11 protein-coding genes and 1 tRNA gene are annotated in these 12905 nt (G+C 34.6%); 3 read left to right on the plus strand and 9 right to left on the minus strand.

The window, feature by feature from the left end:
* Positions 1-195: 195 nt before the first annotated feature.
* The 7 genes from ybgF to znuA form a co-directional block, all read right to left on the minus strand.
* Positions 196-930, minus strand: a complete 735-nt coding sequence (gene ybgF, locus J3U35_RS06980) for a tol-pal system protein YbgF (RefSeq protein ID WP_267351458.1) — start codon at positions 928-930, stop codon at positions 196-198.
* 58 nt (positions 931-988) lie between these two features.
* Positions 989-1468, minus strand: coding sequence for a peptidoglycan-associated lipoprotein Pal (pal, locus tag J3U35_RS06985; protein ID WP_267351457.1), 480 nt, complete (start codon positions 1466-1468; stop codon positions 989-991).
* A 172-nt stretch (positions 1469-1640) separates the two neighbouring features.
* The gene (gene tolB, locus J3U35_RS06990) at positions 1641-2951 is read right to left on the minus strand and encodes a Tol-Pal system beta propeller repeat protein TolB (protein ID WP_411597326.1); all 1311 of its coding nucleotides are present in this window, start codon (positions 2949-2951) and stop codon (positions 1641-1643) included.
* 397 nt (positions 2952-3348) lie between these two features.
* Positions 3349-4161: a bifunctional DNA-formamidopyrimidine glycosylase/DNA-(apurinic or apyrimidinic site) lyase gene (gene mutM, locus J3U35_RS06995; RefSeq protein ID WP_267360444.1), complete on the minus strand. Its 813-nt coding sequence runs from the start codon at positions 4159-4161 to the stop codon at positions 3349-3351.
* Between the two features lie 10 nt (positions 4162-4171).
* A complete protein-coding gene (gene mrcB / locus J3U35_RS07000) occupies positions 4172-6511 on the minus strand; it encodes a bifunctional glycosyl transferase/transpeptidase (RefSeq protein ID WP_267360446.1) in 2340 nt (779 codons plus the stop codon).
* A 115-nt stretch (positions 6512-6626) separates the two neighbouring features.
* Positions 6627-7988 carry a murein DD-endopeptidase MepM gene (gene mepM / locus J3U35_RS07005; protein ID WP_267351450.1) on the minus strand — a complete coding sequence of 454 codons (1362 nt, stop codon included), beginning with the start codon at positions 7986-7988 and terminating at the stop codon, positions 6627-6629.
* A gap of 31 nt (positions 7989-8019) precedes the next feature.
* Positions 8020-8970: a zinc ABC transporter substrate-binding protein ZnuA gene (gene znuA, locus J3U35_RS07010; protein ID WP_267351448.1), complete on the minus strand. Its 951-nt coding sequence runs from the start codon at positions 8968-8970 to the stop codon at positions 8020-8022.
* A gap of 92 nt (positions 8971-9062) precedes the next feature.
* Between znuA and znuC the strand changes: the two genes are divergently transcribed.
* The 3 genes from znuC to J3U35_RS07025 all read left to right on the plus strand — a co-directional run bounded on the left by znuC (position 9063) and on the right by J3U35_RS07025 (position 12281).
* Complete coding sequence (gene znuC, locus J3U35_RS07015; RefSeq protein WP_267360448.1) at positions 9063-9836, plus strand: zinc ABC transporter ATP-binding protein ZnuC; 774 nt, start codon at positions 9063-9065, stop codon at positions 9834-9836.
* Between the two features lies 1 nt (position 9837).
* Positions 9838-10635 (plus strand): zinc ABC transporter permease subunit ZnuB, encoded by a 798-nt coding sequence (gene znuB, locus J3U35_RS07020; RefSeq protein WP_267351445.1) that lies wholly within the window; start codon positions 9838-9840, stop codon positions 10633-10635.
* A 122-nt stretch (positions 10636-10757) separates the two neighbouring features.
* A complete protein-coding gene (locus J3U35_RS07025; protein ID WP_267360450.1) occupies positions 10758-12281 on the plus strand; it encodes a YifB family Mg chelatase-like AAA ATPase in 1524 nt (507 codons plus the stop codon).
* A gap of 5 nt (positions 12282-12286) precedes the next feature.
* Here the strand turns inward: J3U35_RS07025 and J3U35_RS07030 are convergent, their stop codons facing one another.
* Together J3U35_RS07030 and J3U35_RS07035 are read right to left on the minus strand one after the other, a co-directional pair.
* Complete coding sequence (locus tag J3U35_RS07030; RefSeq protein WP_065557810.1) at positions 12287-12625, minus strand: DUF413 domain-containing protein; 339 nt, start codon at positions 12623-12625, stop codon at positions 12287-12289.
* Between the two features lie 135 nt (positions 12626-12760).
* Positions 12761-12836, minus strand: a tRNA-Trp gene (locus tag J3U35_RS07035).
* Between the last annotated feature and the right edge of the window lie 69 nt (positions 12837-12905).

Raw genomic sequence — 12905 nt, forward strand, 5'->3', positions numbered from 1 at the left:
TTCGAACGCTCGACAAACGGATTAAAAGTCCGCTGCTCTACCGACTGAGCTAACAACCCATTATGAAGAGACGCTTTGCACCTTTTTTGCTATAGGTACAAGCAATTTCGGGTTGCTATATTACTTATAATTATTAGGTAATGCAACCCTTTTCTGAAAGCTTTTTTTCAAAAGCTGGTTTTTCATACGTTTTGACTAAAGTGAAGCGAGTTTCTTTTTGGCAAGGTTCACCGCATTTTTATCTTTAGGGTATTTATTGACTACTTGTTGAAAAACAGCTTTAGCATTCTTATTATCTCCTTTTTCAAGTAAAATCAAGCCTACTTTATAAAGACTATCTGGTGCTTTCGCTGAGTTTGCAAAATCTTTCACTACCGTTGCATAATGAAACGTCGCATCATCTTTTTTACCTTGCTTATAATAAACTTGACCAAGCCAATAATTCACATTAGCACGATATATCGATTTTGGGTAAGTTTCTAAAAACTTTTTAAAAGCTAAAATGAGTTCATTACTTTGATTAGCATCACTAATAAATTGCATAATAAAATTATAATCGGTTTTATCATTTCCTGTGGTTGTCCAATTTATTAAATTTGATGAAGTTGCACTCGATTCAGTTTGGGTAGTTTGTGATGCTGATTGATTAGATGAGTTGTTAGTTTGATTTGATGAGAATTCGGTACCATTGGTCATCTGTTGTAAAATCATTTTTTGACGTTCAATAGTCTGATTTAGTTGATATTTGGTATCTTCCAATTGACCACGTAAGGTATCAACATCCGATTGTAAATCACTAATCTTTTGCTGACTCTCAATCAATAACTGTCCTTGTGCTTGTATCATTCTTTCTAATTCAGCATTACTTGCTGCATAACCGTAACCGGTAAACAAAAGCAATATGAGTGATGTAATTATTTTTTTATGCATAAATGAAAACTCAATATGAAAAATTAACGGCTGAACCTTCAGCCGTTATGAAATATAATTAATATACAACAACCGCTCGACGATTTTTAGCGTACGCAGCTTCATCATGACCTAATACGGCAGGTTGCATTTTACCAAATGATCTTATCAGCATTTGACTAGAAGAGACACCATTCGCTTGTAGATAAGAAGCAACAGCTACAGCACGGCGTTCACCAAGTGCGATATTATATTCTGGTGTTCCTCGTTCATCAGCATGCCCTTGAATCACAACTTTCATTGAGGTATGAGCACGTAAGAAACCTGCATGAACATCTAACATGCGATTATATTCAGGTTTAACATTATATTTATCAAAATCGAAATAGACAGTATTCATTTCTTGTTGTTGTAATCTTGCAAGCAAAGCACGATCTTCTCTTGTTAAAGTATCGCTAAAATTACCATTCGCGTCGGTACCATTTTTAGAAGAACATGCTGTCAAAGCAATTAATGGTAAAGCTATAGCTGCTACCTTAAGATATTTAGAGAATTGCATTGTAATAACTCCTTTGTGTTTTTAAATAAATTAATATTTATTTTTAGCCGATCCAACTGATTTCAAATATCGTTTGTTACCAGTTTGGAAATAAAGTTGATATATTATATTTCTTAACTCTTCAGTATAAATTGAATATTTATCATTTTAATTTATCAAGTTCGACAGTAATTTATAAATAAGGTGACCAAGATGGAAATTTCACTTGTCCATCTGATACGGGTAATTCAGCTTTAAAAAAGCCATCAGTCGAAACAAGATTCAAAATCGATCCTAATCCTTTCGTCGAACTGTAAATAATCATGGTACCATTTGGCGCAATACTTGGAGTCTCATCCAAAAATGTATCAGTCAATCTTTGGTAGGTTTTGGTTGCCATATCATATTTCGTGATGTGTTGTTCACCATTGTTGGTTGAAATCATTGCAATAAACGATCCATCTGGAGAAACACGAGCATTCTGATTTTGAGTATTATCCCATGTTAATCTTTGAGGTGTACCACCATTTATATTGATACTGTAAAGTTGTGGACGTCCAGCTTGATCTGACGTATAAACAATTGTTTGGCTATCTGGCATCCAAGAAGGTTCAGTATTATTACTTCGACCGGTTGTAATTTGAGTGATTTGTTTAGAATTTAAATCTTTAATATAAATATTTAAGTTACCATCTTTAGAAAGTGCAAATGCCAACTTTGTACCATCAGGTGAAAATGCGGGAGCACCATTATGTCGAGGGAAAGAAGCAACGGTTTCAATGGCACCGTTTTCTAAATTTTTCATGACCAATGCAGAATTTCCACTTTCGAAAGTAACAAACGCTAATTTTTTACCATCCGGAGACCAAGTTGGTGACATAAGTGGGGCTTTAGAACGATGAACGGTTACTTGATCATAACCATCATAGTCAGACACTCTTAATTCATGCGTGTACGGCCCTCTGTTGGTCTCTACAACATAAGCGATGCGTGTTCTAAAGGCCCCTTTAATTCCAGTAAGTGATTCGAATATCTCATCACTTGCCGAATGTGCGGCCAAACGCACCCAACGTTGACTTATTGTAAATTGGTTTTCAGCCAAAATAGCACCCGGTTTATCAACGGTGTCGATTAATTGATAAGTAATGTGGTATTTCCCTGAAGCATCAGGTTGAATTGAACCGACGACAACAGCTGAAACGCCAAGATTTTTCCATACAGCAGAATTAACTTCAGATGCGGTTGTCGGTTTTTGTGGCATATTTTCGATGTCGATTGGATTAAATTTACCGCTATTGCGTAAGTCAGATGCAATAATATTTTCAATTATTTGGGGTGGTTCTCCCGATCCTGTCCATTTAAATGGTGAAACAGCAATAGGCTTTGCGGTACTGACACCTTCAGTAATATTTATTTGAATCCCTGTATTATCTGCCCAACTATTACTGATTAAAGCAAATAAAAATATAGAACAAATTATCAAAAAGCGAGAGGCGTATTTGATCATCTTAAATTCCTTAAATTAAACATAAATAACTACGTTAGATTCACTATATATTAGTAGTTGGAGAAAAGTAATAAAAATTAAAACATACGATTATTATCACTTAAAAATGGCAATTTTTATATTTCAACAATTTCTACATACTTTTTCATTAAGAAAGATAGCTGATATTAAATAACAAGTCTATAGTATATGGAATAAAAAGGTTAATATAATTTTAACGCTTTTTTTGTTAAAAAGATTGGTTATGCTAATTTAACTTTTGAGTTATCAAAAAAAGAAAAATAATTGTTTTAAAATTAAAAATTTTCAAACTGTCTGAAAAGATGTTTTAGCCTAGTGTGTTTATTAACATATTTATCGTTTTGAAAAAAAATAAGTATCCATTTGTTTTTTACTATTTTTGACAATTATCACAAAAAAAAGTATTCCGCTGACCTATTTTTTGCGATTTTATTATAGTCTGACAATTATGGCATTCTTGTCCTTCTCGCCCATATACTTGTAATTTTTGAGCAAAATAACCAGGCTTTCCATTAGATTGAAGAAAATCTTTTAGTGTCGTTCCACCTTGTTTAATCGATTTAGTCAGAACTTGCTTGATAGCTGAAACTAATCTTTCAAACTCGGCTAAATGTAATGAATTCACTTTTCGATTGGGATTAATTTTTGCCATATGCAACGATTCCGATGCATAGATATTTCCTACACCAACAACAATATGATTATCCATAATCCAACTTTTAATTGGTATTTGACGATTTTTCGCTTGCGCCAACAGATACTCTGCTGAAAACGCATCACTCAAAGGCTCAGGCCCTAAATGGTTTAATTGAGAAACCTCTTCAAGCGAATTAGCCCAGAGCCATGAACCAAAACGTCTTGGATCAGTATAACGCAATACAACACCATTTTCTAAAACCAAGTCTATATGATCATGCTTTGCGACTTCCTGTTGTTCATCAAGTAAAATACGCAAACTACCAGACATTCCCAAATGAATGATAATCCAATTATGTGCTAGCTGTATCAACAAATATTTTGCACGTCTTTTGACATCCAAAATGACTTCTCCATGAGAACGATGAATGAGTTCATCAACAGGCCAACGTAATTTTGGTTGCCTAACTACTATTTGCTTTATAGTTTGTCCTTTTAAATAAGGCAAAATACCTAGACGACTTGTTTCCACTTCGGGTAATTCAGGCATTTTATTTCACCTAATTATTTAACATTTCAGTGACCCAAGTTGGTACTTGCTGACTTGGAGTCGGTTGATTATTGTTGTTACATAAGCTTTGTGTATTGGTTGTCCAAACAGGTAACTTTCGACCACTACGATCATCGCATTGCCACTGGCCATTATTATCTATCGATAGCATGTAGATATTTTGAGGTATCGGGAGCGATAACCTTTTAGGTGGATTATTTTGTAAGTATTCACTATATATTTTTAATGCACCTGTTGCACCTGTTAATTTCATTGGCGAATGGTCATCCAACCCAATCCAAACAACAGCGACATTTTTACCATCAATTCCTGTAAACCAACTATCACGAGAATCATTACTGGTTCCGGTTTTAGCAGCTAAGTTAAATGATCCATATTTTCGTTTTAGAGACCGTGATGTCCCCGATTCCACAACTTGTTGCATAGCATAAGTAGTTAAATAGGCTGATTGCTGTGAAACAGCTTGAATCTGTTTAGGATAGTTTTGATATACCAATTCTCCCTTATCCGTTAGTACATATCTTAAAATAGATAACGGCGAACGTTGTCCATTGTTTGCAATCGTTTGGAACATTTGTGCTGTTTCTAAAGGTGTTAACTCTAAAGCACCTAATAATCGTGAAGGTAGATTCGTAATACGATCACTTGGCACACCCAATGCTTGCAGGGTATTTTTAGTCGCATCAAGACCAAGAGCTATCCCTAAGTTGACGGTTGGTACATTTAACGAAAGTGCTAAAGCATCCACTAACATGACATGATCACGAAACTTACGATCATAATTTTTCGGTTGCCAGTACGAACCATTATCAAGCTTTATTGAAAGTGGTGAATCATCCAACCACGTATTAAGTTGAAAACGATCCGGTTGCCCTAATGCTGTTAAATATGTTGAAGGTTTAGCAAGTGAACCAATTGCTCTTCGGGTTAACCATGCACGGTTGTAACCAGGATAACGAGGCTCTGCACTACCAATAATTGCACGAATTTCGCCGGTTTCTCGGCTAACAATAACCATGGCTGTTTGTAAATCTTTATTAGTTGATTTACGTAATTTTTCAATTTCATTCGTAACTGATTGTTCTGCCGCTGCTTGGGCAACAGGATCAAATGTCGTAAAAATCTTCATTCCTGAAAGGTGATCTGCTTTATCACCTAATTGCTTTCTTAATTCACTACGAACAACTTGCATAAAAGCAGGTTGTGGCGAAATAACACCACCTTTTGGTAAAACAGATAGTGGGCGCTGACTTAATAGATTATATAACTCATCATCAATAATTCCTTGTTGCTCGGTCAGCTTTAGAACAACATTTCGGCGTTCTAAAACTTGTTTAGGTTGCGTCCAAGGATTATATAACGAAGCCCCTTTTACCATTCCAACTAGAACTGCTTGCTGATCGAGCGTCAATTCATTAACAGGACGACCAAAATAGTAAAGGCTAGCAAGTGGAAAACCGTGGATCTCCTCACTCCCAGCTTGTCCAAAGTAAACTTCGTTTAAATACAACTCTAAGATACGTTCTTTACTATAACGAGCATCAAGAATCATCGCCATATAGGCTTCACGTATTTTACGGCTTAAACTACGTTCATTAGTTAAAAATAAGTTTTTTACAGTTTGTTGAGTTAACGTGCTTCCACCTTCGGTACGACCTGTGGTAAGGTTGACATAAATTGCTCGCCCAATCGAATATAAACTCACGCCATGATGATCATAAAAACGTTTATCCTCAGTAGCAATTAAAGTTTTAATCAGTGAATCAGGAAATGCTTTGAGAGGAACAAATAAACGTTGTTCTCCATTAGGTGAGTGCATCATTGTAATTAATTTTGGATCGATCTTAAGTAATCCAAAATCACGTCCTGTATCTAAATTAGTAATACGATCTATTCGATTATCATAGAACGTAATTCTAACTCGAAAAGCTTGTTCTTCACCATCAGGAAAAGTAAAAGGGCGACGGTATATTTCAACAGCATCATTACTGACGATGAATTCACCGGGTCGAGTAGCTTGCGTATCCTGTTGTCGATATTGTGCACCTATTAACAACGTTACAACATCGCTTAAACTGTATTCACTTTCTGGCTCAAGATCGATAATTTGACCATAAACAGCTGCAGGTAATTCCCAAACATTACCATCTATGCGTTCTTTTATTTGTTGATCGAGATAAATACCATACATTACGGTCACAGCCACAAAAACTAAAAACAGTTTAAATAGCAATGACAAAAATCGGCGCCAAAGTGAGCGTTTTTTATTTTTATTTTTTTTTACTTTTTGAGTAGGTTTCTTTTTTGTTGATTTAGTCGAAGTATTCAAAGCTCACCTAAAATTCGTCATAAAATATATTTCGTTATCATAACACAATTTTTCAAAGATATATCTGCCTTGTTGATTTAGCACATATTTAGCTTAAAATGATGTATCTACAAAATTAATTATTAAATTCTAGTCGGGGTTTAATACTTTTCACTTTCGCAACAAAAGCGTTTTTAGATTTACCTGTTAAACCTTCATCTATAGGTAAATTAGCTGTTAATGGATTCACAGGTTTATTATTGATATGTAATTCGAAATGTAAATGTGGCCCTGTTGAACGTCCTGTATTGCCTGACAATCCTATTTGTTCACCTTGTTTAACCTGTTGTCCTGGTTTAACGAGAATCTTATCTAAATGCATATAAGTCGTCATATACTGACGCCCATGCCTTATAGCGATATAATTACCTGCTGATCCACTATATTTAGCGATCACAACTTCACCATTCCCCACCGATAAGACAGGTGTTCCACGAGATACCGCAAAATCAACACCATTATGAGGCGCTATTTTTCCTGTCACAGGGTGTAAACGACGAGGATTAAATTGAGAAGAAACACGCGCTTTTTTTGCTAATGGATAACGGAAAAAACTTTGGGATAAGCTATCTCCATTAATATCATAATATTTACCGTCATCGGCGAGAACAGCATAATAGTCTTTTGAGCCATTTTTGAAGCGAACCGCTAACAATTGGCTATTCGATAAACGGTCGCCATGCATCTCACGAGACAGAATAACCGAAAATTTGTCGCCAATTTGTAAGCGTTTAAAATCTAATCGCCATTGTAAAGCACGAGTAATAATACCGATTTCAGTACTAGTTAAACCACTTTTACGGGCATCAGCAATAAAATTAGATTTTATTTCACCTTTAATAACAACTTCTTGTAAAATTCCTTCGACCGTTTCTGAATTCTCAACAAAGTCATTACCCGATTTTTCATACATTCGGATATTGTTGCTTGAGATAGTCCAGTTCAAGTTTTGTAAATTATGGTCATCGTCTGTTGTCCACATCAACTGTTGACCAATTCTTAAATTAGCAAGCTGTTTAAATTTGGACGTTAATTCATAAACATCATTTCGATTTACGTTATAGCGTAATAAGATATCATGTAAGGTATCGCCCCGAACAATGGTATATTGTACAGTATTATCTTTTTCATCAATGATTTTATCTAAGTCATCTTTGACAATTTCATCTTCCGGTTCATCAGAGGATTCTATCACTGTAGAATTTGAATTACCGTCGACTAACTCAACCTGACCTTCTCCAATACTTACAGGCACAGAAGTATTATTCACGGTTGTTTCAACTTGAGGATTCAACGGTATATAAACCGTGCGATCCAAATTCAATGGTCGCCATAATATCGTAAAAAAGATAACAACAAGAAGAACGCCTAATATTGAAAAATAGGGAAATTTCACTTTGCTTTTTTCAATATGACGATTTTCAATCTTTCGAGCCAAAATAAACCTTAACTATTTATTATCTATCTGATTATTTATCTAAACAATCCAACAATTGCTGAGTTAATTTCATTAAAAATTGAAAATACGCATCTTTTGAAGGCATTATATCTGTCCCCAAAGGATTCAATTCTCCAATTCTGACATTTGTTCCATTAACCAATTTTTCAATAACTGCTGGGCTAAACTGAGGCTCTATAAAAACACATACTGCTTGGTGTTCTTTTAACTTTTGTTGAATAGCATAAACTTTTTGAGCGCCCGGTTGAACTGCTGGATTTATAGTAAAACTACCTAGATTTTTTAATCTAAACTGTGATTCAAAATACCCATAGGCATCATGAAATACAAAATACCCTCTATTTTGGACGTTTATTAATTTTTTTGCAATGTTTTGTTCTGTTTCAGATAATTTTATAGTGAATTCGTTTAGATTTTCGTCAATTTTTATTTTTTTATCTGGATAAAGGGTGATAAGTTTATCATGAATGGATTGCGCAATAATTTTCGCTATTTCAGGCGAAAGCCAAATATGTTCATCATATTCACCATGATGATCATGGTCTGATTGATGATGATTTATTTCTTCATGAGAATGATCATCGTGATTAGTTCGAAGCAAAGTCTTAATTGCAGGAATTTCCATTAATTCAATTTGCTTTTGTTTATCGATATTTTTCAATAAGGTTGGCATAAAGGTTTCCATATCTTCACCAACCCAAATAACTAATTCCGCTGACTTAATATTCTTTAAATCAGAAGGTTTTAATGAATAAGTATGAGGAGAAGCACCGTCCGGTAAAAGAATTTCTGCATCAGTGATGCCTGATGTAATAGCTTGAGTAATAAAACCTATCGGTTTAACCGACGATATAACCGTAGCATTAGCATAATTACTTGCACTTTGTATTATTAATATTGGGGTTAAGATTATTAAATACTGTATAAACAGTTTAAAAGTCTTCACGATATGATTTTTCACGTTATTATCCAATGCTATAATTTATGATAGAATAAAATTTAATATTGTTATAATATAACATAACATTTAGGTGAGCAAGGGCTACCCGTTACATGACTCAATTAATTTCACTTGAAAATGTCTCCGTTGAAATCAATCATCAAAAAATATTAGATAATATTTCATTAGCTATTAAGCTAAATCAGATTATTACATTACTTGGGCCTAATGGTGCAGGTAAATCAACGCTGGTTAAAGTCATATTAGGATTACTACCCCACTCTTCGGGACAGATTTGTCGTTTACCGAATTTAACAATTGGTTATGTTCCGCAATCGATAAATTTAAACCCAACTCTCCCTATTACTGTAAAGCGTTTTATGCGGTTAAATAAACAATTAAAAAATGACGATATTTTAAAAACGCTTTCACTTGTTAAAGCAGAATACTTAGTCGATAAATCAATGCATCAATTGTCGGGTGGAGAATTACAGCGTGTTTTACTTGCTCAAGCTTTAGCAAAACAGCCTCAATTACTTATTCTTGATGAACCGACACAAGGCGTAGATGTTAATGGACAAATTCTTTTATATGATTTAATTGCTAATGCAAAAAAACAATTTAATTGTGGGGTATTAATGGTCTCGCATGATCTCCATTTAGTCATGGCTAAAACGGATGAAGTTATCTGTCTGAATCATCATATTTGTTGTTCGGGTACACCTGCTACTGTGTCAAATGACCCTGAATTTGTCTCCCTATTTGGTCAACACGGTGCATCACAAATCGCTGTGTATAAACATCATCACAATCACCAACATGACTTATGTAGAACATCGGCTGATCATCAACATGATAAATTAATGCATATAGAAAGGGATCATTAAAATGATTGAATTGTTATTACCTTCTTTGTTAGCTGGATTAAGCTTAACAACCATTACCGGTCCATTAGGAACGTTTGTTGTTTGGCGTAGAATGTCTTATTTTGGTGATACTTTATCTCATGCAGCTCTACTCGGTATTGCTTTTGGTTTTTTATTAAATATTAATCTATTTTATGCAGTAATTCTTGTGACACTGATTTTAGCATTAGGATTACTTTGGCTAGAATCCCAGAAACAACTTCCTATTGATACATTACTGGGTATTCTTGCTCATAGTGCGTTATCTTTAGGTTTAGTTGTAATCAGTCTAATGGGAAACATACGGATTGATTTAATGGGTTACTTATTTGGTGATCTGTTATCGATAACTTACACTGATATCTCTCAAATCGTAATTGGTGTAATATTTATCGGTTTATTATTGATTTGGCGCTGGAATGATTTTCTTTTTATTACCGTTAATGAAGAATTAGCTTTCATTCAAGGTATTAATATTCGATTAACAAAATTAATTCTAACACTCCTATTAGCCTTTACTATTGGTATTGCAATGAAATTCGTGGGAGCACTGATTATCACCTCTTTACTTATTATCCCTGCAGCTACAGCTAGATACTTTTCCAAAACACCTGAAGTAATGGCTATACTTTCAATTATTATTGGAATGATATCGGTATTAAGTGGTTTACTATTTTCATTTCTCTATGACACACCGACAAGTCCATCAGTAGTTTTAAGTAATGCTGGCTTATTTTTTGTGTGTTTATTTGTATCGAAGTTTTTTACTGATAAAAATTAACTATTCAAAGAAAAATGGCAATGTTAATTGGACACTACATCACAATAAACCAATATTAAGCCACTTCTCTCATTTTAACAAAGTAACATAATAAATCATTTTAACCATTAATGATTATTTTTATGTCACTTGCAATTATCTACACACGAGCATCTATTGGTATACAAGCACCATTAATAAATGTTGAAGTCCATATTAGCAATGGACTACCAGGCTTTGTATTAGTTGGTTTGCCTGAAGCAACAGTCAAAGAATCTAAAGATCGGGTACGTAGCGCTATTATTAACAGTGGTTTTACGTTTCCTGCCAAGAAAATAACTGTAAATCTATCACCTGCTGATCTTCCTAAAGAAGGAAGTCGTTTCGATCTGCCGATTGCCATTGCAATTTTAGCGGCAACGGAGCAAATTCCTGCTCAGGATTTATCGCAATATGAATTTTTAGGTGAACTGGCGCTATCTGGAAATATTCGCGCTGTGAAAGGTGCTATCCCTGCTGCGATTTCATCACAAAAAAGTCATCGCACATTAATTATTTCAACAGAAAATCAGTCTGAAATTTCTTTAATTCATCATAGCAATGCATTAATCACCAATAATTTATTTGAATTGTGTCAACATCTCAATCATGAAGTGAGTTTATCTAAAGTAAATTACCGTCTAAATGATGATGTAGAAGGTGAAACAGTTAATTTACAAGATGTCATAGGCCAAGAACATGCTAAAAGAGCTTTAGAAATTGCAGCCGCTGGTGGACATAATTTATTGCTTATTGGACCACCTGGAACAGGCAAAACTATGTTAGCCACTCGGTTAACTTCTTTATTGCCGCCATTAACCGATGATGAAGCTCTTGAGAGTGCAGCTATCACTAGTTTAGTCAGTCTAAATGGTTCAATTAAAAATTGGCGTAAACGGCCTTTTAGATCGCCACATCATAGCGCGTCAACTGCAGCACTAGTTGGTGGAGGAACAATTCCAAAACCGGGGGAAATTTCACTGGCACATAATGGCGTATTATTTTTAGATGAATTACCTGAATTTAATCGTAAAGTTTTAGATGCGTTAAGAGAACCCATTGAGTCTGGTGAAATTATTATTTCAAGAGCAAATGCTAAAATACGCTTTCCAGCTAAATTCCAACTTATTGCTGCTATGAATCCAAGTCCTACCGGTCATTATCAAGGAACACACAATAGAACGACGCCTCAACAAGTCATTCGTTATTTGAACCGACTTTCTGGTCCATTTCTTGATAGATTTGATATCTCTATAGAAGTACCACTTTTACCAAAAGGTTCACTAAGTCAGAAAAAAGCATCTGCTGAATCAACAGTATCTATTAGGCAAAGAGTTTTACAGGCAAGAAATACACAATTTGATAGGAATAAAAAATTAAATAGTCAATTAGAAGCAAGTGAAATTGAACACTATTGCCAATTATCTGACGATAATAATGAATATTTAGAACAAGCCTTAATCAAGTTAGGACTTTCAGCTAGAGCTTGGCATCGAATATTGAAAGTATCTAGGACAATTGCGGATTTAGAAGGTTCAAAGAACATAGAACGAAAACATATTTCAGAAGCTTTAAGTTATCGTTCTATGGATAGACTGTTAATTCAATTACACAAAAATATTGGTTAACAGAATCAGTCATCATTATCGACAAAATCATCGTTTACATCAATTTGCGGTTTTCCACCCGATAATGTATGAAAACGTTTTGGTTTATTAATACGAGAAAGGTATTTAAGCCAAACTTTTTCAAAATCGGTTGCAGGCTCTTTTTTACCTTTACAAACTGCAACAAATGATTTTTCTTCTGCTGTAGTAGGTTTTTTTGTTTCTGCATCAAGATCTTTAAATGCACAACCATGCTTTTCTAAAATTTGTGCTTCTTTAATAGTAAAATCACCATGACGAGAAAATCCTCGTGGATAATTTTTATTATCAAAAAAACGTTGTTGACTTACAAAACTTTCAGCCATTTTTTTTCCTCTGGATTGTAAAAGTAGTTGGGCGGAAATTATAATTAACTAAGTAAATCTGTAAATAAATTTTTTTTATTTATATAGATAAAAATAATCAAACGACTAAAATTAAGACAAATTCATGATTTTTTGTGGCAGGGGCGGAGAGTCTCGAACTCCCAACACCCGGTTTTGGAGACCGGTGCTCTACCAATTGAACTACGCCCCTAAATAAGGTGGCGGAACGGACGGGGCTCGAACCCGCGACCCCCTGCGTGACAGGCAGGTATTCTAACCA

Source organism: Gilliamella sp. B2717 (assembly GCF_026536675.1).
Taxonomy (GTDB): Bacteria; Pseudomonadota; Gammaproteobacteria; order Enterobacterales; family Orbaceae; genus Gilliamella; species Gilliamella apicola_I.